At 65.6% G+C, this 21,263-nt stretch carries 18 protein-coding genes; 10 read left to right on the forward strand and 8 right to left on the reverse strand.

The features are described from left to right. Positions 1 to 14: 14 nt before the first annotated feature. The 3 genes from dnaX to recR all read left to right on the forward strand — a co-directional run bounded on the left by dnaX (position 15) and on the right by recR (position 3,201). A complete protein-coding gene (gene dnaX, locus CK620_RS00225) occupies positions 15 to 2,147 on the forward strand; it encodes a DNA polymerase III subunit gamma/tau (protein ID WP_095548636.1) in 2,133 nt (710 codons plus the stop codon). Between the two features lie 77 nt (positions 2,148 to 2,224). Further along, positions 2,225 to 2,563: a YbaB/EbfC family nucleoid-associated protein gene (locus tag CK620_RS00230; protein WP_095542718.1), complete on the forward strand. Its 339-nt coding sequence runs from the start codon at positions 2,225 to 2,227 to the stop codon at positions 2,561 to 2,563. A gap of 14 nt (positions 2,564 to 2,577) precedes the next feature. Further along, positions 2,578 to 3,201: a recombination mediator RecR gene (gene recR / locus CK620_RS00235; protein ID WP_238944899.1), complete on the forward strand. Its 624-nt coding sequence runs from the start codon at positions 2,578 to 2,580 to the stop codon at positions 3,199 to 3,201. A gap of 161 nt (positions 3,202 to 3,362) precedes the next feature. Here recR and aceA read toward each other — a convergent pair whose 3' ends face one another. After that, the gene (aceA, locus tag CK620_RS00240) at positions 3,363 to 4,682 is read right to left on the reverse strand and encodes an isocitrate lyase (RefSeq protein WP_095548637.1); all 1,320 of its coding nucleotides are present in this window, start codon (positions 4,680 to 4,682) and stop codon (positions 3,363 to 3,365) included. A 451-nt stretch (positions 4,683 to 5,133) separates the two neighbouring features. On the opposite strand from aceA, the gene CK620_RS00245 reads away from it, so the two are divergent. Then, positions 5,134 to 6,033: a DMT family transporter gene (locus CK620_RS00245; protein ID WP_095548638.1), complete on the forward strand. Its 900-nt coding sequence runs from the start codon at positions 5,134 to 5,136 to the stop codon at positions 6,031 to 6,033. 14 nt (positions 6,034 to 6,047) lie between these two features. On the opposite strand, the gene CK620_RS00250 is transcribed toward CK620_RS00245, so the two are convergent. Then, positions 6,048 to 7,607 carry a DUF3482 domain-containing protein gene (locus tag CK620_RS00250; protein WP_095548639.1) on the reverse strand — a complete coding sequence of 520 codons (1,560 nt, stop codon included), beginning with the start codon at positions 7,605 to 7,607 and terminating at the stop codon, positions 6,048 to 6,050. A gap of 6 nt (positions 7,608 to 7,613) precedes the next feature. After that, positions 7,614 to 9,089, reverse strand: a complete 1,476-nt coding sequence (locus CK620_RS00255; RefSeq protein WP_095548640.1) for a DUF2868 domain-containing protein — start codon at positions 9,087 to 9,089, stop codon at positions 7,614 to 7,616. A 194-nt stretch (positions 9,090 to 9,283) separates the two neighbouring features. On the opposite strand from CK620_RS00255, the gene folE reads away from it, so the two are divergent. Both folE and CK620_RS00265 read left to right on the forward strand, forming a co-directional pair. Next, positions 9,284 to 10,024 (forward strand): GTP cyclohydrolase I, encoded by a 741-nt coding sequence (gene folE / locus CK620_RS00260; protein ID WP_095542725.1) that lies wholly within the window; start codon positions 9,284 to 9,286, stop codon positions 10,022 to 10,024. 77 nt (positions 10,025 to 10,101) lie between these two features. Continuing rightward, the gene (locus CK620_RS00265) at positions 10,102 to 10,521 is read left to right on the forward strand and encodes a BLUF domain-containing protein (RefSeq protein ID WP_095548641.1); all 420 of its coding nucleotides are present in this window, start codon (positions 10,102 to 10,104) and stop codon (positions 10,519 to 10,521) included. A 32-nt stretch (positions 10,522 to 10,553) separates the two neighbouring features. Here CK620_RS00265 and hda read toward each other — a convergent pair whose 3' ends face one another. Next, a complete protein-coding gene (hda, locus tag CK620_RS00270) occupies positions 10,554 to 11,321 on the reverse strand; it encodes a DnaA regulatory inactivator Hda (RefSeq protein WP_095548642.1) in 768 nt (255 codons plus the stop codon). Between the two features lie 314 nt (positions 11,322 to 11,635). Between hda and purM the strand changes: the two genes are divergently transcribed. Together purM and CK620_RS00280 are read left to right on the forward strand one after the other, a co-directional pair. Then, entirely contained in the window at positions 11,636 to 12,688 is a 1,053-nt protein-coding gene (purM, locus tag CK620_RS00275; RefSeq protein ID WP_095548643.1) for a phosphoribosylformylglycinamidine cyclo-ligase, read from the forward strand. Between the two features lie 119 nt (positions 12,689 to 12,807). Beyond that, entirely contained in the window at positions 12,808 to 13,824 is a 1,017-nt protein-coding gene (locus CK620_RS00280; RefSeq protein ID WP_238945991.1) for an AI-2E family transporter, read from the forward strand. A 221-nt stretch (positions 13,825 to 14,045) separates the two neighbouring features. Here the strand turns inward: CK620_RS00280 and CK620_RS00285 are convergent, their stop codons facing one another. After that, positions 14,046 to 14,576: an HdeD family acid-resistance protein gene (locus CK620_RS00285; RefSeq protein ID WP_095548645.1), complete on the reverse strand. Its 531-nt coding sequence runs from the start codon at positions 14,574 to 14,576 to the stop codon at positions 14,046 to 14,048. Between the two features lie 258 nt (positions 14,577 to 14,834). Here CK620_RS00285 and CK620_RS00290 point away from each other — a divergent pair, with 258 nt between their 5' ends. Continuing rightward, on the forward strand, positions 14,835 to 15,929 hold the full coding sequence (locus CK620_RS00290) for an AI-2E family transporter (RefSeq protein ID WP_095548646.1): 1,095 nt from the start codon (positions 14,835 to 14,837) through the stop codon (positions 15,927 to 15,929). Positions 15,930 to 15,938: 9 nt separating this feature from the next. Here CK620_RS00290 and CK620_RS00295 read toward each other — a convergent pair whose 3' ends face one another. Beyond that, the gene (locus CK620_RS00295; RefSeq protein ID WP_179290524.1) at positions 15,939 to 16,838 is read right to left on the reverse strand and encodes a DMT family transporter; all 900 of its coding nucleotides are present in this window, start codon (positions 16,836 to 16,838) and stop codon (positions 15,939 to 15,941) included. Between the two features lie 239 nt (positions 16,839 to 17,077). Between CK620_RS00295 and CK620_RS00300 the strand changes: the two genes are divergently transcribed. After that, positions 17,078 to 17,668 carry a TetR/AcrR family transcriptional regulator gene (locus CK620_RS00300; protein WP_095548648.1) on the forward strand — a complete coding sequence of 197 codons (591 nt, stop codon included), beginning with the start codon at positions 17,078 to 17,080 and terminating at the stop codon, positions 17,666 to 17,668. A 53-nt stretch (positions 17,669 to 17,721) separates the two neighbouring features. Here CK620_RS00300 and CK620_RS00305 read toward each other — a convergent pair whose 3' ends face one another. After that, positions 17,722 to 20,397 (reverse strand): [protein-PII] uridylyltransferase, encoded by a 2,676-nt coding sequence (locus CK620_RS00305; RefSeq protein WP_095548649.1) that lies wholly within the window; start codon positions 20,395 to 20,397, stop codon positions 17,722 to 17,724. Between the two features lie 14 nt (positions 20,398 to 20,411). Next, entirely contained in the window at positions 20,412 to 21,230 is an 819-nt protein-coding gene (map, locus tag CK620_RS00310) for a type I methionyl aminopeptidase (RefSeq protein ID WP_095548650.1), read from the reverse strand. Positions 21,231 to 21,263: the final 33 nt, after the last annotated feature.

The following is a 21,263-nucleotide window of genomic DNA, read 5'->3' on the forward strand; positions in this document are numbered from 1 at the left end:
TAGAATCGCCCGCTATGTCTTACTTGGTGCTTGCCCGTAAATACCGCCCCCACAACTTCGAGGAAATGGTCGGGCAGGAGCACGTCGTCAAGGCGCTGTCCAACGCGTTGCAGCAGCAGCGCCTGCACCATGCCTATTTGTTCACCGGCACGCGCGGCGTGGGCAAAACCACGGTGTCGCGCATCCTGGCCAAGTCGCTCAACTGCCAGGGCGCTGACGGGCAGGGCGGCATCACGGCCCAGCCTTGCGGCGTATGCCAGGCTTGCCGGGACATCGATGCCGGGCGCTTCGTCGACTACACCGAGCTGGATGCAGCCTCCAACCGTGGCGTTGAAGAGGTGCAAAGCCTGATGGAGCAGGCCGTCTACAAGCCGGTGCAGGGGCGCTTCAAGGTCTTCATGATCGACGAAGTGCACATGCTCTCGAACACGGCCTTCAACGCCATGCTCAAGACGCTGGAGGAGCCGCCCGAATACCTCAAGTTCGTGCTCGCCACCACCGATCCGCAGAAGGTGCCCGTCACGGTGCTGTCGCGCTGCCTGCAGTTCAACCTGCGCTCGATGGCGCCGCAGACCATCGCCCAGCATCTGATGCGGGTGTTGGGCAGCGAGGGCGTGGCGCACGACAAGGAAAGCCTGCAACTGCTGGCGCGTGCCGCGCACGGCTCGATGCGCGATGCGCTGTCGCTGACGGACCAGGCCATCGCCTACGGCAACGGCGCCCTGCAGGAAGACACGGTGCGCCAAATGCTGGGCGTGGTTGATCGTCGCTATGTGTACGACACCATTGCGGCGTTGGCCGCAGGTGACGGCCAAGCTGTAGTGAGCCTGGCGGATGCCTTGCGCGCGCAAAGCATCCCAGCGGCATCGCTGCTGGAGGACATGGCCTTGGTGCTGCAGCAAATGGCGCTGTACCAAAGCGTATCCGCCGCTGCGGCCAGCGCAGCCCTGGAGGACGGCAACGACGATGCCGACACCCGTCGCACGCTGGCATTGGCGCAAGCCCTGCCGGCCGATGAAACCCAGCTGCTCTACACCTTCTGCCTGAAAGGGCGCGAGGAGTTGGGTCTGGCGCCCGACGAATACTCGGGCCTGGTCATGGTCTTGCTGCGCCTGCTGGCCTTCAAGCAGCCTCCGGGCCAGGGCGCGCTTGGCCCAAGCCCGATGAACACTGCCGCCAGCCCCAGTGCCCTGGCGGCGGGTGGGCCGGCGGCCGCCCCACCAGATCTGGCGCCATCGCCTGCGCCAGCGATCGCCCCCGCTCAAGCCGTGCAGCGAGCCGCAGCCATGCCTGCCCAGGCTGCAGCCCCCAAGGTGGATACGGCCCGCGCCGCAGCCCCCGCGCCCAGCGAGCCGCCCCCGTGGGAGGAATTGCCGCCGCCCCCTGCTGCGGCGCCAACCGAACAAACCACGCCAGAGACTGAGCCACAAGCCGAGCAAAACATTACCGCCGCTCCTGCCACAGCGCCTGTGGCTGCGCCGCAGGCCCGGCCTTCGAGGGGCTATGCAGAGGCCAGTGCAGAGCCAGTCGTCCCGGTGGCTGGCGATCATCGTCAGGCCCAATCCACACCGGCAGCGTCACCGCCCGCAAAGCCGCAACCAATTGAGCCGGAGCCTGTAGAGCCAAAGCAGCCTGCTGCGGCGCCCGCCCCGGTTGTTTCTACCATCGGCGCCACGGCTGTGCCGGAGCAGGGCGCGCAGCCCATGCCGCAGAGCCCATCGCCAGAGCCATCTGCCGCTGCTGGCGATGCCGCCCTGGCCCAGCGCTGGCGCGAGCTGGTCGAGCGCTTGAACCAGCAAGGCCGGCTAGCGGCCGTGGTGCGCGAGCTGGCCATGCAATCGCAGCCGCTGCAATGCGATGCCACAGCAGTGGTGCTGCGCATCGCCAATCAGACACTGATGAATGACAGCCTGAAAGGCAAGCTACAGGCGCTGCTGCAAGAACAAGGGCTGGGCGCCCTGACGCTGCAGCACGGCCCCACCGAACACAGCCCGGCGCAGCTGCAGGAGGCCGAGCGCCAGCGCAAGCTGGTGCAGTCGCAGCACATCGTCGAAAACGACGCCACCGTGCAATGGCTCAAGACGCAGCTGGGCGCCGAGATCGTGCCCGGCAGCATCCAGCCCCTGGACGGCGCACCGCTGCAGTGAACAGGCCTTGGCCCGCAACCCACCGGCCCGGGCACGGCCAGACAGATTTCAACCCATGACCATGAAGGGAACACACCATGTTCAACAAAGGACAAATGGCCGGCCTGCTCAAGCAGGCCCAGGCAATGCAGGACAACCTGAAGAAAGCCCAGGAAGAGCTGGCCAACATTGAGGTGGAAGGCGAATCCGGCGCCGGCCTGGTCAAGGTGCTGATGACCGCCAAGCACGAAGTGCGCCGCGTCACCATCGACCCCAGCCTGCTGGCCGATGACAAGGACATGCTGGAAGACTTGGTGGCCGCAGCTTTCAATGCCGCCGTGCGCAAGGCCACCGAGGTCGAGCAGGAAAAAATGGGTAAGCTCACAGCCGGCCTGGGTGGGCTCGGTGGCTTGGGCGGCATGAAGCTGCCGTTCTGAAACCCGGGCGCGTTGTGAGCAGCCCGAACGTGGGCACAGCCGGCAAGCCCGGCGCGCCCCACAGTCTGGAGCATCTGGTGCAGTGCTTGCGGCTGCTGCCCGGCGTGGGCGCCAAGTCGGCCGCACGCATGGCCTATCACCTGCTACAGCACGATCGGGATGGGGCGCAGCAACTGGCCCAGGCCCTGCTTGATGCCGTGCACAAGGTGCGCCATTGCGAGCGCTGCCACACCTTTTCCGAAGCGCCGCTGTGTGCGACCTGTGCCGATCCTGGGCGCGACCAGGCTCGGCTGTGCGTGGTTGAAACCCCGGCCGATCAGGCCGTGATGGAGCGCACCGGCGCCTACGACGGGCTGTACTTCGTGCTGCAGGGGCGGCTGAGCCCGCTCGATGGCATCGGCATTGCCGAGCTGGGCCTGCGCCAGCTGATGGAGCGCGCCAGTGAGGCGGCCATTGAAGAAGTCATCGTGGCAACCAGCTTCACGGCCGAGGGCGAAGCGACGGCCCACGTCATCGAACAGGCGCTGCGCAAACGCGGCATCCGCACCACGCGCCTGGCGCGCGGCGTGCCCGCCGGCGGCGAGCTGGAGTTCGTGGATTTGAGCACCATCGCCCACGCCCTGGCCGACCGGCACTGAGTCCCTTTGCACAGGTTCCGGGGCCTGGGCTGCGCACGGGGCCCGGACGAGATCCCAAGGGCCTGAAACACCACGGGCCAGCGCTTGCCGCTGCGGCAGGCGCTGGCCCGTGCCCGATGCTGCCGACCTGCCTGCTGGGGCAGGCAGGGGCGATCAGTGGCTCAGTGGAACTGCTCTTCCTCGGTCGAGCCGGTCAGCGCCTTCACGCTGGAGGAGCCGCCCTGGATGACGGTGGTCACGTCGTCGAAGTAGCCCGCGCCCACCTCCTGCTGGTGGGACACGAAGGTGTAGCCCTGCTCGCGCGCGGCGAACTCGGGTTCCTGGATCATTTCCACGTAGTGCTTCATGCCCTCGCCGCGCGCGTAGGCGTGGGCGAACTTGAAGGTGTTGTACCAGTTGCTGTGGATGCCCGCCAGCGTGATGAACTGGTACTTGTAGCCCAGCGCGGAGAGCTCGTCCTGGAACTTGGCAATCGTTGCGTCGTCCAGGTTCTTCTTCCAGTTGAAGGAGGGCGAGCAGTTGTAGGAGAGCAGCTTGCCGGGGTACTTGGCATGCACGGCCTGGGCGAACTCGCGCGCAAAGCCCAGGTCCGGTGTGCCGGTCTCGCACCACACCAGGTCGGCGTAGGGCGCGTAGGCCACGCCGCGGCTGATGGCTTGCTCCAGGCCGTTCTTGACGCGGAAGAAGCCCTCTTGCGTGCGCTCGCCGGTCAGGAAGGGCTTGTCGTTGGCGTCGTGGTCGCTGGTGATCAGGTTGGCGGCTTCGGCGTCGGTGCGGGCCAGCACGATGGTGGGCACGCCCATCACGTCGGCAGCAAAGCGTGCGGCGATCAGCTTCTCGATGGCTTCCTGAGTGGGCACCAGCACCTTGCCACCCATGTGGCCGCACTTCTTCACGGCGGCCAGCTGGTCCTCGAAGTGCACGCCGGCCGCGCCAGCGGTGATCATGTTCTTCATCAGCTCGAAGGCATTGAGCACGCCGCCAAAGCCCGCTTCTGCGTCGGCCACGATGGGCAGGAAGTAGTCGATGAACTCGGCATCGCCTGGGTTGATGCCGCGCGCCCACTGGATTTCATCGGCGCGCTTGAAGGTGTTGTTGATGCGGCGCACCATGGTGGGCACCGAGTCATAGGCGTACAGCGACTGGTCGGGGTACATGGTTTCGCTGGTGTTGCCGTCGGCGGCGACCTGCCAGCCGCTCAGGTACACGGCCTCCAGACCGGCTTTGGCCTGCTGCATGGCCTGGCCGGCGGTGATGGCGCCAAAAGCGTTCACATAGCCCTTCTTGGCACCGCCGTTGACCTTGGCCCAGAGCTTTTCAGCACCTTGGCGGGCCAGCGTGTATTCGATGTGCTGGCTGCCGCGCAGGCGAATCACGTCAGCGGCGCTGTAGTTGCGCTTGATGCCTTTCCAGCGGGGGTTTTCTGCCCAGTCTTTCTCCAGGGCGGCAATTTGTTGTTCGCGAGTGAGCGATTGAGTCATCGGGATACTCCTGATTGTTGAAAAGAAGGGAAACGTGCAACGAAAAATCAGATGCCCGTACTGTAGCGGTAGCCCAGGGGCGTATTGGACATCTTATGTCTTATATAAGACATAAATTTTGTGCAATCAAATCAATGCATTGAGGCGATCATTCCTTCTTGAAAAAGCCTCTTTCGCATTGTGGCATATTTGCTGCGTTGCAGCATGATGCAATTTCATTGATTGAGCTTTGTGTTCACATTATGAAAATTTGCCTGCACGCAGGCTGCGGCATGATGCGGTCAGCCCGTCCGCCGGCCGATAGGCTTGAATGCGCACGGGGCTTGCCCCCCCAAAGCTTTGACAACGCGCATCGCTGTGTGCTTTGCTTGCGGGCGCCCTGCCGCCATTGCCGATGTTTCGTTTTTCTTCCTCCCCCCGTTTGTTGGCCTATGGCTGCCTGGCGTCCTAAATGGCGCTGGTGGGCAGCTATGTGGCCTTGTCCAAGCCGTTGGCGGCGGTGTTTCCAGTGCTGCTACTGGCTTGGCTGCGTTTTGGCATTGGCGCGTTGGCGATGCTGCATTGGCTGAGAAGGCCGCCCTATGAGCCGCCGATGACGCGCCAGACCCGCTGGCTGCTGTTCTGGGAGTCGTTTCTGGGCAATTTCCTGTTCACGCTGTGCATGATTTCGGGCGTTCAGCTCAGCGGCGCCGTGGCGGCCGGGGTCATCATGGCCGCCATCCCTGCGGCAGTGGCACTGCTGTCCTGGGTGTTGCTGCGCGAGCGTGTGGCGCCGCAAGTCTGGGCGGGCGTGGCTTGCGCCGTGCTGGGCATTGGTTTGCTGGCCATGGCTCCCGATGCCGCGCCACCAGCTGCGCAGGCCAGTGCCCAGGCGCGCTCCCAGGCCATGCCGCACGGTCAACTGGCTTGGCTGGGCCATCTGCTGTTGCTGGCGGCGGTGTTGTGTGAAGCCAGCTATGCCGTCATCGGCAAAAAGCTCACCGCCAGCCTGACGCCACGGCGCATCAGCGCGCTGATCAATCTGTGGGGTTTTGTACTGAGCCTGCCATTCGGGTTGTGGCTGGCCTGGGGCTTTGATTTCCGCGCTGTCAGCCCAGGTCTTTGGCTGTTGTTGGTGTTTTATGCCCTGGCCGCTTGTATGTGGACGGTTTGGCTGTGGATGACGGGGCTGCGCAGTGTGCCGGCCGCGCAAGCCGGCGTGTTCACTGTTTTTCTGCCCATCAGCGCAGCGCTGGTCGGGGTGCTGGCGCTGGGCGAGCGCCTGGCCGCGCTGCAGTGGGCAGCGCTGGGCACGGCATTGCTGGGTGTGGTGCTGGCTACCTGGCCGGTGCGTGGGCGAGGGCTTGCATGAGAGGCTGTTTGGGCTCAACGGCGGATGCGTTGCTGCGCCGGCGGTGGGTACAGCGCCTGCAGGGTGTCCATGGCGATTTCGCTGATGCAGGCTTGCAGCGCGGCCTGGGCGTTGGGCATGTCTGCCGTCGCCATGGCTGGGTCGTAGCGGCTGCCGGTGGCAGGGGCGGCTGCGTCGCCGTCTGCGCGCAGGCGCTGCCAGATGGCGTGCAGCTGGGCCAGGCGAGGCTGCAGCTGCTGGGCCAGGGTGTCATTCCAGTGCGCCGGGGTTTGCGTCTCGGTGAACAGGCCTCGGCCACGGCCGAAGTGGGCGATGGCCAGATATTGCAACAGGCTGCCGTGCAGCAGGGCGTCTAGAAATTCCTCCGAGAGTGTGACCTGGTGCTCGTTGTGGGCGCGCAGCTTGTTCAGGCCCAATGCTGCGCCGGCGAAGGCTGCAGCGCCGGCCAGCGCGCCCAGCACGGCGCCCATGCCCATGCTCAGACCGCCAGTGGCCAGGTCGGCGCCCAGACCGCCAGCGGCCCCGCTGCTCAGCGCGCCCCACAGGCCCATGCGGCGCATGTCCAGAGGTTGCTGCACAGTGAAGTGGTTGCTGAGCTGCTCGCGGATGCTTTGCCCAGCCCTGCCATCGAGCCGGTGCAGCTGCAACAGGGCTTCGTGGCAGCGCTGCTCCTGGCGCTGCACCTGTAGCAGCAGTTGCTGCATGGCCTGCTGCTCGGCGGCCTCGGGCGCTGAGGGCGTGCCAGGTTGCAGGACTTTCTTGATGCCACTCCAGGGCAGGCCGGCGCCGCTGGCCTGGGCCACGGGCTGGCGGGCCTGCGCAGCTTCGATCAACAGCTGGGCGATGTGCTGCATGCTGTCGGCAAAGCGTTGCTGGTTGGTGGCCTCCCATGCGGTGACCAGGCGCTGGTAGCCGGGCTGCTTGGCCGCAGGCAGCAGCGGTTGGACAAGGTGCAGCAGACGCTGCTCATGAATCCAGCTGCGAGTGAAGGCATCGAGCGCGAGCACGCCTTGCACCATGGGCGCGTAGCGCGCCAAGGCCGATGACCATAGGCGCAGGTCGGCATCTTGCTGGGCGATGGTTTGCGGCGCGCCCAGTTGGTTGAGCAGCACGATGGCGGGCTTGCCCAGCCAGCGCAGCAGGTGCATTTCGGCGTCGAGGTAGCCGACGTCGTCCGGGTGCTCGGCCGCATTGACCAGGTACAGCACCACGTCGGCGCTGTCGCGCGCCGCGCGCAGGGCGTGCTGGCTCATCCAAAAGGGCTTGTCGCGCCAGCGATCCCAGATGTTGCTGAGAAACCAGCCGATGGGGTTGGACTGCTGCTGCAGACGCTGGTGCAGCCGCACCGAGTCGCCAAAGCCAGGCGTATCCCACAGGGTCAGCGTATCGCCCTCGCTGGTGCGCACCAGCACATGGGCATCGGCCGAATCGGTGACGTGCGCGGCGTCGCGGATGTCGCCCACGTCCTGCCCCAGCAAGGTGCGCAGCAGCGTGGTCTTGCCGATGTTGGTGTGCGAGATCAGGCACAGCTGGACGTGGGTTCCGGGGGCGATGGCAATGACATCCTGGGCCATGCGGTGTTATCTCCTGGGCAGGTCTGTGCCGATGAATTCGGCGTGCAGTCCGTGGTGCTCGACAAAGGTTTGCCACAGGTGGCAGCGCTCCGTCAGGCGTTGGCGTGCAGCCTCGCCAGGGCCCAGGCGCTGGGCCAGCTCGTGGCCATACAGCCAGACGCTGCGCGCCCCGCTCACGTGGGCATCGAACTGGCGCAACACGCTGCCATGGGTTTCTTCCTCCGGGGTGGCCGAGAGATTGAACAGCAGCGCCTGCAGGCTGGGTGTGTGCGCCTCGAGCGTATTCCTGAAATAGTCGCCGCCATGGCTGGCTTGGTCGCCATAGGCCAGGCTTGGGCCGAAGTGCAAGTGGGCGGCGGCGCCGAACTGCTGCTGCACGAAGTGCCGGATGCGCTGCTGGCGGGCCTCGTCCAGCGACATGCTGAATGGCAGCACCAGAATGTGCGTGGCATCGCTGGAGAAGTCGCGCACCAGGCCTTGGAAGTAGGGCTCGGCCAGTGGCAAGTGCAGCGCGCGCGACTGGCGCAACGCCGCACTCCAGTGCCAGGCGGCCAGCAGCAGGCGCGGCACGACCACCACCAGGGCCAGCAGCAGGCTGTAAGCCAGGATCCATTGCTGGCCGCTTTGCTGCTGGCCAGCCGGCCAGGCTTGCAGCCGCTCGATCTGCTCGATTGACCAGGGGGCCATGCCCAGCAGCTGCTGGGCCGGCCAGCTCAGCGTATTGGCCAGGGCCTGCATCTGCGGCGCGCTCAGCCAGGTGCTTTCCCAACCGATGCGGTATTCCACGAACATGCCCGTTACCCACATGGCGGCAATCATGCCCAGCGCCAGGACAGCGGCGCCCAGGTGCAGCCAGGCGCGCAGCAGCCGGGCTTGGCGCGCCTGGCGATAAGGCGTCCAGTCCTGCACAAAGTGCTGATAGACCTTGCGCAGGCGCTCGTCCTGCATGGCCAGGGTGCTGCGCGACCACCAGCGCAGCGCTGGCTCCCAAGGCGCAGCGGTCGGCGCAGCCAGGGCCGCCGGGGCAGGGCGCGGTCGCCGCAGCCGCCATAGGCTGCGCAGCAGACCGCTGGCGTACAGCAACAGATTCCAGCCAACGATGGCCAGCAGGGGCAAGGCCACCAGGTTGAGCCGGTGAGGCTGGCCCAGTTTCTCGCTGGCAAAGCCCAGCAGCAGGGCCAGCACGGGCAGCCACCACAGCCATTGCGCGACGCGAGGCGGTTTGCGCAAGGCCTGCAGGCCAGGGGCGCGGGCATTGGCCGCTTGCAGCAGATGCTCAGCGCGGCGCACGAGCAGGCGTTCGAGTTGGCGTGGCTGCGCCGCCGTGCCGCTGCGCGGTGTCGGTGCCTCGTGCAATGCCTTTTCAGTGGCGGCGCGCAGATCCTGGGCGTTAAGCAGTGGTGCCGCAGCGCTGGTCGTGTCGGCATGGCACTGCTCGAGGGCCTTGGCCAACAATACGTCGCGGTATTGTTGTTCGTTCATGGTGTCGCGAAGCTGCCTGCAGATCGGGGCGGTTGGTGGGGCGCTATAGCGCGGATCAGGGCGCCATCGAAAGTGAAAGTGACGCGCTTGTGCGTTGGAGGCAGGGCCCCAAGCGCCGCCTGGGTAAGTCAGTCAATCGGAGTGTTCCTGGGGATCCTTGGCTTATGATAATCGGTCTTTGAAAGCCCAATGCCATGCGCAAAGCCCTGCCCAGCCCCCCGTCAGCGTCCGATGCGCAGCACGATGAGGGCGTGCCTGTTTCCGTCAAGATCCGCGAGCGCCTGAAGGCGCAGCAACGGCGCTTCAACGCCAACGACAACATCGCCGATTGCATCGAGCCCGGTGAGCTGTCTGAGCTGCTCGATGAGGTTGAGCAGAAAATGCAGGCGGTGCTCGACAGCATGGTGATCGACACTGAAGGCGATCACAACACCCGCAACACCGCGCGGCGCGTGGCCAAGATGTACCTCAACGAAGTGTTCAAGGGTCGCTACGTGGCCGCGCCCGAGATCACCGAGTTCCCCAACGCCGAGCGCCTCAACGAGCTGATGATTGTGGGCCCGATCACGGTGCGCAGCGCATGCAGCCACCACTTCTGCCCTGTGATGGGCAAGGTCTGGATCGGCGTGCTGCCCAATCAAAGCACCAATGTCATCGGCCTGTCCAAGTACGCGCGACTGGTCGATTGGGTGATGGGGCGGCCGCAGATCCAGGAGGAGGCCGTGGTGCAATTGGCCGACCTGATCATGGAGCGCACCCAACCCGACGGGTTGGCCATCGTCATGGAAGCCAGCCACTTTTGCATGTCTTGGCGTGGCGTGAAGGAAATGGACAGCAAGATGCTCAACTCGGTGATGCGCGGCGTGTTCCTCAAAGACGCCAGCCTGCGCCGTGAGTTTCTCTCCCTGATACCCAACCGCAGCAAGGGCGCCTGACGTCAGACGCTTGCGGGTCATGCCGGCGCGGGTCGGCAAACCGTGCTTGAGCCCGTCCCCAGAAAAGGAGTGCAGCCATGTTAGTGCAATTGGCCTATGCCAGCCTTGTCGCCCCGGATGCGGCCCCTGCCGTCAGCGCCATTCTGGCCAGCGGGCGCCGGCACAACCAGCAGCTGGGCATCAGCGGTGTGTTGTGCAGTGGCTTTGGCATGTATCTGCAGGTGATGGAAGGTGAGCGCGCCGCCGTTAGCCAAACCTACGCGCAGCTGCTGCAGGATGCCAGGCACCAGCAGGCGCAGCTGCTGTACTGCGTGGAAATCAGTGAGCGCCAGTTCGCCAATTGGACGCTGGGCCACGTCAAGCTGGAGAGGTTGGGTACGCCGTTCTTGCTGAAGTATGCCGAGCGCCTGCCGCTCACACCTGGGCAGTTATCGGCCACGTCGGTGCGCGCCATGCTGCTGGATTTGGTCGCCACGGCGGCGATTGCCCATAAGTAATCAGACAGGCTCCAAGGGCGCCGTCGCCCAGCTCAGCCCCGGTCGTGGCGCGGGGCCTGGGCGTTGCCAGCCGTCGGTGCGGCGGGGCTGCGCTGCTCCAGCATTTGGCGCAGCAGTGGAATGGTGATGGCGCGCTGGGTGCGCAGTGCATGCGCATCGAGCTGGGCCAGCAAGGCGCTAAGGCTGGAGAGATCGCGTGCAAAGCGTCCGAGCAGGTACTGCGCCACCTCGTCACTGAGCGTCACGCCGCGCTCTTGCGCCTGGCGCTGCAAAACCTGTTGGCGCTGTGTGTCGTTGAGTGGTTGCAGCGCAAAGCCCAGGCCGCTGCCCAGGCGCGAGCGCAAATCCTCACGCAGTGGCAGATCCACTGGCGGGGCATCGCCGGCGGCCAGCACCCAGCAAGGCTGCCCTTCGCCAGGGTGCGTGGCATTGATGAACCAGTTGAAAGCGCACTGCTGTGTGGCCGGGTCGAACTGCCCGACGTCGTCGAGCAAAATGGCGCGCCAGCGCGGGTTGAACTCGGGCTGCGCACCTGCGGCCTGCAGCGTGTCGGGCCGCAGCCAGCCCACGGTCAGCCCCGCTTCCTGCAGGGCCAGCGCCACCGATTGCAGCAAATGGCTTTTGCCCGTGCCCGCTGCGCCCCAGAGGTAAACCGGCAGCGGTGCGCCGGCTGAGGCGGGCGCCTTCAGCTGCGCGATGCCTTCCTGCAGACACTGCACCGCCGCCTCATTGCCGCAGGGGTCGAAGCGGGCAAAGCTCGGTTGCGGGGTCAGGCCAATGTCCAGTGCCAGTTGCTCCATGCGGGTGTGGGTGTGTGATGTCATTTCACAAGTCCAGCTTCATTCTCAGGCGCGTTGCTTGCCGGTTTTGCCTTGGAAATGCCATGGGGGTGTGGGTAGGGCGCCGTCAAAGGAAAGGGCCTGTGCGCTCTTGGGCGCCCAGCCCTCCCTTAGAATGCGGGCCGATTCTAATGCCCGCCAAGCACGCTGCCGTGTGCTTGGCGGGCTTGCCTTGCCGGGGCTTGGCGCGCTGTGTGTGCGCCGCTGCCCCGGTCTTCCCCCAAAGCCCTGCCGCTGGCCTGTTGTCTGGGCTGGCCCGATTGCGTGTTTCTTTCATGAGCTCCACCCCTTCTAGTGCGCCCAAGCCCCTGACCTATAAAGATGCTGGTGTCGACATCGACGCTGGAGATGCCCTGGTTGACCGCATCAAGCCCCTGGCGCGCAAAACCTTGCGCGAAGGCGTTTTGGGCGGTATCGGCGGCTTTGGCGCGCTGTTTGAAGTGCCCAAGAAGTACCAGGAGCCGGTGCTGGTCAGCGGCACCGACGGCGTGGGCACGAAGCTCAAGCTGGCTTTCGAGTGGAACATGCACGATAACGTGGGCATCGACCTGGTGGCCATGAGCGTGAACGATGTGCTGGTACAGGGCGCCGAGCCGCTGTTCTTTCTGGACTACTTCGCCTGCGGCAAGCTGGACGTGGACACGGCCGCCGCCGTGGTCGGCGGCATTGCCAAAGGCTGCGAGGAAAGCGGCTGCGCGCTGATTGGCGGCGAGACGGCGGAAATGCCCGGCATGTACCCCGAGGGCGAGTACGACTTGGCTGGTTTTGCCGTGGGTGTGGTCGAGAAGTCGAAGATCCTCGACGGCAAGCAGATCGCCGCTGGCGATGTGGTGTTGGGCCTGGCCAGCAGCGGTGTGCATTCCAATGGCTTTTCACTGGTGCGCAAGTGCATCGACCGCGCCGGCAGCCAATTGCCGGCCACGCTCGATGGCAAGCCGTTCCGGGAGGCGGTGATGGCGCCCACGCGCCTGTATGTGCGCAGTGTGCTGGCCGCACTGGCGCAGCACCCCATCAAAGGCCTGGCGCACATCACCGGCGGCGGCCTGCTGGAGAACATCCCCCGCATCTTGCCTGATGGACTGGGCGCGCAACTGCAGGCCAGCAGCTGGCCGAAAAGCGAGCTGTTCGCCTGGCTGCAGACCACGGCTGGCATCGACGATGTGGAAATGAACCGCACCTTCAACAACGGCATCGGCATGGTGCTGGTGGTTGCGCCCGAGCAGGCCCAGGCCGTGGTTCAGACCCTGCAGGCGCAGGGTGAGACGGTGCACACCATTGGCCGCATCGTGCCGCGCGATGCGGCCGCCGCTGCTGTGACCGTGGTTTGAAGAACGTGCAGCCGCCCAGCACCCCTTCCTCGATGCCTGCGCCCGCCCCGGTTGCGGCGCAGGCGGCCATCCATGGCGCGGCGCCCGTGGCCAGCGCCGGGCTGGACAGCCACGTGGCCATGCCGATCCGCGCGGCCAGCTACGTGCTCATGGCCGCAGGCCTGTTACTGGTCATGGTCGTGGGGGTCTTGCCAGGGCTGCTGGCCGCCTGCCTGGGGTTCTTGCTCACGCGCTGGATCAACACCTTGCTGGTGCGGCTGGTGCGCCTGCGCTGGCGTCACCCGCCGGCCAGCGTTCTGCGCTGGATGTCCAGCCTGGCCTGCACGCTGGTCATCATCGGCCCGCTGCTGGTGCTGTTTCTCACGCTCAGCCGCTATCGGGGCGTGTTGCTGACTGCACCGCACCAGTTCACCGAGTTGACCGATTATGTGGCGCGGGTGGTGCTGGAGTTCCGCAGCAATTTGCCCGAGGACATCGCCAGCATGTTGCCGGCCGAAGCCGAGGACTTTCAGCGCACCGTGGCCTTTTACCTGTGGTCCAAGGCGGCGGCCATGGCCAACGCCGGGCGGGTGTGGCTGCTGGGTTTTTTGTATGCCTACGTGGGCCTGCTCATTGGCGCGTTGGCCGCTGTGCGGGTGCACACCAGCTGGCATGCGCCGCTGACCGATGCGCTGAAGCTGCGCGTGGCGCGCTTTGGCGAGGCATTTCGGCAGATCGTCACCGCCCAGTTCTGGATCGCCAGCTTCAACACCGTGCTCACGGCGCTGTTCCTGCTCGTGATCCTGCCGCTGTTTGGCATGGAGTTGCGTTACACCCCGGCGCTGATCACGCTGACCTTCGTGGCCGGGCTGGTGCCTATCGTCGGCAACCTGCTGTGCAACGTCGTCATCACCTTGGTTGGGTTGTCGGTCTCGCCGATGACGGCCCTGGCCTGTCTGGCCTTCCTGGTGTTGATCCACAAGGCCGAGTACTTCATCAACGCCAAGGTGGTCGGGCAGAAGACGCACATTGCCGTGTGGGAGTTGCTGGCCGTGATGTTCCTTAGCGAGGCTTTGTTCGGTCCTGCCGGCTTGGTGGCCGCGCCATTGTTTTACGCCTATCTGAAGAAAGAGCTGGAGGCGGCGCGATTGGTGTAGGCAACATCCCAACCCTTGCCCTTGGCGCAAGCCAGCAAGGCAGCAAGGCCTCAGAGCCTGTTCAAGGCCTTGGTGCGAGCGAGCAAAAAATGGTTTGGGATGCTGCCTGCAAAGAGCCACGCGCAGGCGTGGCCAGTGGCCCGGCGAGGCAATGCCATGCCGCAGACCGCCCAAACCTGCTTTGTTGCCGGTCTCGTGCCAAGGCCCTGGAGCAGGCGCTTTCAGCGCAGCCGCCCCAGCAAGGCCTTGCGCGCCAGCGCCAGCATGATCAGCGCCGCGCCATTGGAGATCAGCTCGATGGCCAGAAACAGGCCCAGCACGACAGTGGCCGATTGGGGAAAGCCGCTGAAGATCATGCCGGCCAACGCCAGCGAGAGCAGGCCCGACAGCAGCAGCGCCCAGCGCGCCGTGCTGCGCGGCTGGCGCAGTGCGAAGGCGATGCGCAGCACGCCGCTGACGATCAGGATGACGCCAACCACCACGGTCAGCGAGACGATGCCGCTGAGCGGCTTGGCCAGCAGCTCGATGCCCATGATCAAGGCCACCAGCCCAAGCAGCACGCTCATCAGGCGGCCGCCTTTGCCGCGCTCGCGCAGCGCCGAGAGCAGGGCCACTGCTCCAACGGCCACGAAAGTCCAGCCCACCAGCAGTTCGGCCGTCAAGGTGGCAGCAAACGGGTTGAACAAGGCCAGCACGCCGCCCAGCAGCGATACCAGGCCGGCGAACATCCAAAACCACCATGCGGACGTCATCTGTTTCTCCTCTCGAAATAAATCAATGGCCGTGGCCCCAGGCAAGCCATCCCATAACACGCTCTAAATCTCAACACCCCCCCTGGAGCGCAGGGGGATGGGCTGCAACAAAAGTTGCCGAGCCTTGGGGCAGCTCGCATTCTGCGGCAAAACCCGCTCAAGCCCTGTCGCGCCCCGGCTGCGTTGCGATGCGTCCATTGCGCAAAAGCGCGTATGCTGCGCCGGCATTTGAAATGACCAATCACTGTGGAATGCACCATGACATCTTCTGCGCATGCGCGACCTTTGCAAACCTTGGTTTATGCGGTTTTGTTGACCATCATGATTGGTTGGCTGCTGCATCTGGGGCAGGGCGTGCTGACGCCCATCCTGGTGGCCTTGATCGCCGTCTATATCCTGGTGACGGCGGCCGATTGGCTGGGGCGCTTGCCAGGGCTGCGGCGCTGGCCCGCCTGGGCGCGGCGCACGCTGGTGCTGCTGGGCTTTGTGGCGCTGGTTGTGACACTGATCAACATCATCGTGGGCACGGCCGAAAGCGTGCTGGCCGCCGCGCCGCGCTATCAGGCCAATCTGGAGCAGATCTTCACGCGGGTCACCACGGCGCTGGAGCTCGATCAAGAGGCCAGTTGGCGCAGCATCCGCAGCGCCACGGTGGACAAGCTCAACCTGCAGGCTCTGTTGGGTCGCGCCCTGGGCTCGGTAGGCACCTTGCTGAGCCTGACTCTGCTGGTGATCATCTACATGGCCTTTTTATTGGGCGAGCGCGGCCGCTTCGCGCACAAGCTGGCCGTGGCCATGTCCGGCGCCGGCGCACAGCAGACGCAGCAAATCATCCGCGAAGTCAATAGCCGCATTGGCAACTACCTGGCCACCAAGACCTTGATCAATGTCGTGCTCGGCGGCCTGTCCTTTGCTGTGATGTGGTGGTTCGGCGTGGACTTTGCGCTGTTCTGGGCGCTGATCATCGCTTTGCTGAACTACATCCCCTATGTGGGCTCGTTCCTGGGTGTTTGTTTTCCCGTGCTGCTGACACTGGCGCAATTTGGCTCATTGCAGACCACGCTCACAGTGGCCACTTTGCTGACGGTGGCGCAGCTGTACGTGGGCAATGTGCTGGAGCCGCGCACCATTGGCCGCCAGGTCAATCTCTCGCCCGTGGTCGTGTTGGTGGCCTTGTCGCTGTGGTCCAGCCTGTGGGGCATTGCCGGCGCCATCCTGGCCATCCCGTTGACGGCCATGCTGGCCATCATCCTGGCCGCATTCCCGGGCACGCGGCCGTTGGCCATCTTGCTGGCCGACGACGTGCAGGTGTTCGAAGAGGAGGAGCGCACTGCCGCTGCGCGCTTGCAGTGAGCCGCTGCATCAACGCGCCGGCGCAGGCCGGGCCCTGAACAGGGCCACGCCCATGCCCAGCGTCACCAGCAGCAGGCCTGCAATGGTGGCCAGCGCCGGTTGTTCATGCAGGAACAGGGCGGCAATCACTGTGGCCAGGCCGGGCACCAGCGCGGCAAACAGGCTGCCTACGGCAGGGCCCAGCAGCAGCACCGCCTGGCTGTACAAATAAAGGGCCAGGATGGAAACAAAAAAGCCTTGGTAGACGATGTGCGGCAGCAGCAGCTGCAGTGGCTGTGCCATCAGGGCCAGGCCTTTGGTGTGCAGGTACAGCGGCGCAAATACCAACATGGACAGCACCGAGACGATGGCCGTGGCATGAAAGGCCGAGCGGCACAGCGCCTTGGCGGTGACGGTGTACACGGCCCACAGCAGGCCGCCCAGCAGGAACAGGCCGTAGGCCTGCGCCGCGCCCAGGCCCGCTGTGCGCATGCTGTGCAGCGCCACGACGGCCATACCGACAACGATCAGCGCAATGCCCAGCCATTCGTTGCGGCGCAGCCGGGTGCGCAGCAGCAGCATGGAAATGGCCAGCGAGAACACGATCATGCTGGCCGGCACGATGGCGGCAAACTGCTCCACCGGCGCCTGGCGCAGCCCCTGCGCCACCACCAGCATGTAGGGTGCGCCAATGCCCAGCACCATCAGCGCCAGGCCCCACCAGGGGATGCCGCCCAGGCCCTTGCGCAGCAGGAAGGGCGCCAGCAGCAGGCCAGAGAAGAAGTAGCGGATGAACACGATGTCCAGCGCATCCAGCGGCGCATAGGCTACGCCCAGGCGCGTCATCACCGGGAAGGCGCCCCAGATCAGCGCCGAGCCAATGCCACAGGCCACGCCCAGCCAGAAGCGCCTGGGTTGCTCGGCAGGCATTGCCGCACTGTGTGCCTCTGCGGCCTTTGGCTGCTTGCCAGCTTGCCCATCGCGCCCTGCAGCACTGGCGTGCTGCTGGATCTGTGCGGCGCATTCATTGGTTTGCATCATCAGGGCCTTTCGCCGCTGCAGCGGCCTTGTCTTGATACGATGGGCCGGGCCTTGCCTTGCGCGGCCGATTGGGTTTGATGTTTGACAGTGTTGTCAATTTTGACGAGTGTGTCAAGAAAGGAAGTTGCTTGAGCGGCGTACGACAATTTGATGAGGCGGCCATCGTGCCCCGGATGCTGGAGGTGTTTCGCGCAAAGGGCTGGCAGGGCAGCTCCATGCAGGACTTGGCGCAGGCCAGCCAAGTGCAGCGCGGCTCGCTCTATCACGCCTTTGGCAGCAAGCAGGCGCTGTTTTTGCGCGCCTTTGACCTGTACGCACAGCGTTTCGAGAAAAAACTGCAAACGGCTTGGCGTGCAGGCGCGGCGGATGACGCGGGCAGTGCCGCGGCGGTGCTGCAGGGTTTTTTTGACGTGGCGCTGTCCAACATGTGTGGCCGGCCGGCGCATGGTTGCCTGACCACGCGCACAGCCATGGAGCTGCAGATGGCAGATGGCCCCATCCGCCAGCGCCTGCAGCAGTTTCTGCTGGGCCTTCAGGAGCTGCTGGCCCAGCGGCTGGACAGCTCAGAGCTGCGCGGGCAGTTGCGCCTGTCGCCGCAGGCCACGGCCCAGGCCGTGCTGACGTTCACCCGCGGATTGGCGGTGATGGAGCGCATCCAGCGCGACCGCGCGCAGCTGCAGGCGCAGGCGCAGGCGTTCGTGCAGTTGCTGCTGCGCTGATGGCCGCTGCGCGGCCTGCCAAGAGACGGAGGGCAGCGGCAGGGGCGCCGTCCTCAGCCGAGCTGGCATTGCGCCATCAGCGCGCGCTCCAGCTCTTGCTGCAGCCGTGGATCGCGCAAAGCCTGGCCGCGGATGAGGAAGCTGTCCTCGGCGCGCTCGCCCAGGGTGCTGATCTTGGCCAGCAGGATTTCGAGCTGCATTTGCGCCAGCGTCCAGGCGATGCCGTAGAGCAGGCCGGGGCGATCGGCGGCGGAGATGGACAGCAACCAGTTCTCGGCCTTGTCATCGGGCTCCAGCCGGATGCGGGTGTTGACCGGGAAGTGGCGCGCGCGCCGCGATGCGCGCCGCGCACGCGGCGGGGGCAGGGCGGTGGCGCGCTGCAGGTACTGCGCCAGGGCTCGCTCCACATGCTGCGCGTGCGCCGGGGCGCTGCCCGGCTCTTCGGCCTGCGCCTGGGCCAGTTCGATCTGGAAGCTGTCCAGCGCATAGCCATCGCGCGTGGTGTGGATGCGCGCATCGAGGATTTCGTACTCGGCCTGGTCGAAGTAACTGGCGATGCGGGCGAACAAATCGCTTTGATCGGGCGCGTAGATGGTCACTTGCAGGCCTTCGCCAAGGGTCGATTGGCGCGCCAGCACTTGTGGCGCTTGAGGCACTTGCTCCGCTTGTGGGCTGGCGGCGCTGGCCAGGTGGCGCGCGTGCCAGGCCAGCTCATCGGCGCTGTGGCGGATGAAGTAGCCAAAGTCCAGGCGCTGCCAGAAGGCGTCGAGCTGCGCCGGCGTGGGCGCGTCGGCGGCGCTGCCCTGGCCCACAAGCAAGGTGCGGGCCTCGTCCTTGCGGCGCTCGGTTTCGGCGAGCGGGTCGGGCCGGTTGCCGCCCAGCAGGCGCGCCGTGGCGCGGTACAGGTCTTCGAGCAGCTTGCCCTTCCAGGCGTTCCAGACCTTGGGGCTGGTGCCACGGATGTCGGCCACGGTCAGCAGGTACAGCGCGGTCAGACGGCGCTCGTTGCCCACGCGCTGGGCGAAGGCGGCGATCACGTCCGGATCGCTCAAATCCTGTTTTTGCGCCACCTGGCTCATGATCAGGTGCTGCTGCACGAGAAAGACAATCAAGTCCGCATCGGCGCGGGCAATGCCATGTTGGCGGCAAAAGCGCCGCGCGATGCGTGCGCCGATTTCCGAGTGGTCGCCGCCGCGGCCCTTGCCAATGTCGTGCAGCAGCGCTGCCAAATACAGCAGCCAGGGCTTGTCCCAGCCGGCAGCCAGGCTGGAGCAGTACGGGTACTCGTGCGCATGCTCGGCCATGAAAAAGCGCCGCATGTTGCGCACCACCATCAGCGTGTGCTGGTCCACGGTGTAAACGTGAAACAGGTCGTGCTGCATTTGCCCGACGATGCGGCGAAAGGCCCACAGGTAGCGCCCCAGCACCGAGGTGCGGTTCATCAGCCGCAGCGCATGGGTAATGCCTTCGGGCTGCTCGATGATGCGCATGAACAGCGCGCGGTTGACGCTGTCGCGCCGGAACGCGGCATCCATCACGTGGCGCGAGTTGTACAGCGCGCGCAACGTGCGCGCCGAGAGGTCCTTGAGCCCCACCTGGGTTTGGTAGAGCAAAAAGGTTTCAAGAATGGCGTGTGGCTCGCGCTCGTACAGGTCGTCGCTGGCCACTTCGATCATGCCGCCCTTGTCGAAAAAGCGCTCATTGATCGGGCGCAACTGGTGCGCGCTGGGGTTGAGGCGCTCCTCGATGTTCAGCAGCAGGATCTGATTGAGCTGGGTGACGGCCTTGGCGCACCAGTAGTACTGGCGCATGAGCTGTTCGCTGGCGCGCATGGGCAGGCGCTGGCCCGGCCCGGCTTCGGAGCGGTAGCCAAACAGCGGGGCCAGGCTGTGCTGCAGGTCGAACAGCAGCCGGTCTTCGTGCCGGCCCGAGACGGCATGCAGCCGCGCGCGAATCAGGCTGAGCTCTGCCTCGCGCGCGCGCAGGGCGCGCGCCTCGATGGCCGTGGCGATGCCGTTGGCGGCCAGCTCCTGCCAGCTGCTGCCCAGGCCAGCGGCGCGCGCCACCCACAGGATGAGGTGCAAATCGCGCAAGCCGCCGGGCGACTCCTTGCAATTGGGCTCCAGCGCGTAGGGCGTGTTGGCATGGCGGGCATGGCGCTGGCGCATCTCCAGCAGCTTGGCGCGCAAAAATGCCAATGCATCCAGCCCCTGGGCAAAGCGTTGCTGGAACTGCCCGAACTGCGCCGCATCGCCCGCGAGCAGGCGCGCTTCGAGCAAGGCCGTCTGCAGACTCAAGTCCTGCTGGGCATCGGCCATGGCCTGGCTGCCGCTGCGTACGCTGAAGGCAATCTCCAAGCCGGCATCCCAGCAGTTGCTGACGAATTGCTCGATGGCGTTTTGCAGCCGGGCGTCGCTCTCGGGCTCCAGACCTTCGGGGGTCAACAGCAGCAAGTCAATGTCAGAAGCTGGAAACAGGCTTCGGCGCCCATAACCGCCCACAGCCAGCAGGGCAAAACCCGCAGGCAGCGCGCAGTGCTGCCACAGCTGCAGCAGCAACGCATCGGTGGCGTCGCTGAGCTGGTGCAGCAGCGTCTGGATGTGCCGCCCCGGCCGGCCCGGGCGAAGCAGCTCAGCCACGATGGCCTGCTTGCATTGCTGATGGCGCGCGCGCCACTGGGCCAGTTGGGCTGGCGTGGCCGGCGCTGCGGTAGAGGGCTCGTCGGGCATGGTGGGACTGGCCCTCAGGTCTTGGTGGCCTTGACGAAATCCGGCGGCGGCGGCGAGCCCGCAGACAGCGTCAGCACCTCATAGCCCGTGGGCGTGACCAGCACCTGGTGCTCCCACTGCGCGGTCAGGCTGCGATCCTTGGTGACGATGGTCCAGCCATCGTTGCCAAATGCCTTCACTTCGCGCCTGCCCAGGTTGAGCATGGGCTCGATGGTGAACACCATGCCCGGCTCCAACAACTCCATGGTGCCAGGGCGACCGTAGTGCAGCACCTGCGGATCTTCATGGAAATTGCGGCCAATGCCGTGGCCGCAGTACTCGCGCACCACCGACAGGCCATGCCCCTCCGCAAACTTTTGGATTGCATGGCCCACGTCGCCCAGGCGGTTGCCGGGCTTGACCTGCAAGATGCCCAGCCACATGGCCTCAAAGGTCAGGCGGCACAGCCGCCGCGCGGCGATCGAAACCTCGCCGACCTCGAACATGCGGCTGTTGTCGCCATACCAGCCATCGGCCGTGATGACGGTCACATCCACGTTCAGGATGTCGCCCTTTTTCAGCGGCTTGTCGTTGGGGATGCCGTGGCAGACCACGTTGTTGGGCGAGGTGCAGACCGAGCCCGGATAGGGCGGGTAATCGGCCGAAGGCTGGTAGCCCAGCGTGGCCGAGCGCGTGCCCTGGCGCGCCATGCATTCGGCGGCCAGCCGGTCAATCTCGCGCGTGGTGATGCCAGGCTGCACATGAGGGGTGATGAAGTCGAGCACTTCCGATGCCAGGCGGCAGGCCTGGCGCAGACCGGGAAAGTCCGCTTCCGATTTGATGATGATGGACATGGCGCGCGATTATCCCACCGGCCAAGACTGCGC

The sequence above is a fragment of the Vandammella animalimorsus genome, assembly GCF_002285285.1.
In the GTDB taxonomy this organism is placed as follows: Bacteria; Pseudomonadota; Gammaproteobacteria; order Burkholderiales; family Burkholderiaceae_C; genus Lampropedia; species Lampropedia animalimorsus.

Bases quoted from the DNA above. Each gene is read 5' to 3' on its own strand.
- dnaX (WP_095548636.1), top strand. From the start codon at position 15: ATGTCTTACTTGGTGCTTGCCCGTAAATACCGCCCCCACAACTTCGAG.
- CK620_RS00230 (WP_095542718.1), top strand. From the start codon at position 2,225: ATGTTCAACAAAGGACAAATGGCCGGCCTGCTCAAGCAGGCCCAGGCA.
- aceA (WP_095548637.1), bottom strand. From the start codon at position 4,682: ATGACTCAATCGCTCACTCGCGAACAACAAATTGCCGCCCTGGAGAAA.
- CK620_RS00245 (WP_095548638.1), top strand. From the start codon at position 5,134: ATGGCGCTGGTGGGCAGCTATGTGGCCTTGTCCAAGCCGTTGGCGGCG.
- CK620_RS00250 (WP_095548639.1), bottom strand. From the start codon at position 7,607: ATGGCCCAGGATGTCATTGCCATCGCCCCCGGAACCCACGTCCAGCTG.
- CK620_RS00255 (WP_095548640.1), bottom strand. From the start codon at position 9,089: ATGAACGAACAACAATACCGCGACGTATTGTTGGCCAAGGCCCTCGAG.
- folE (WP_095542725.1), top strand. From the start codon at position 9,284: ATGCGCAAAGCCCTGCCCAGCCCCCCGTCAGCGTCCGATGCGCAGCAC.
- CK620_RS00265 (WP_095548641.1), top strand. From the start codon at position 10,102: ATGTTAGTGCAATTGGCCTATGCCAGCCTTGTCGCCCCGGATGCGGCC.
- hda (WP_095548642.1), bottom strand. From the start codon at position 11,321: ATGGAGCAACTGGCACTGGACATTGGCCTGACCCCGCAACCGAGCTTT.
- purM (WP_095548643.1), top strand. From the start codon at position 11,636: ATGAGCTCCACCCCTTCTAGTGCGCCCAAGCCCCTGACCTATAAAGAT.
- CK620_RS00280 (WP_238945991.1), top strand. From the start codon at position 12,808: ATGCCGATCCGCGCGGCCAGCTACGTGCTCATGGCCGCAGGCCTGTTA.
- CK620_RS00285 (WP_095548645.1), bottom strand. From the start codon at position 14,576: ATGACGTCCGCATGGTGGTTTTGGATGTTCGCCGGCCTGGTATCGCTG.
- CK620_RS00290 (WP_095548646.1), top strand. From the start codon at position 14,835: ATGACATCTTCTGCGCATGCGCGACCTTTGCAAACCTTGGTTTATGCG.
- CK620_RS00295 (WP_179290524.1), bottom strand. From the start codon at position 16,838: ATGCCTGCCGAGCAACCCAGGCGCTTCTGGCTGGGCGTGGCCTGTGGC.
- CK620_RS00305 (WP_095548649.1), bottom strand. From the start codon at position 20,397: ATGCCCGACGAGCCCTCTACCGCAGCGCCGGCCACGCCAGCCCAACTG.
- map (WP_095548650.1), bottom strand. From the start codon at position 21,230: ATGTCCATCATCATCAAATCGGAAGCGGACTTTCCCGGTCTGCGCCAG.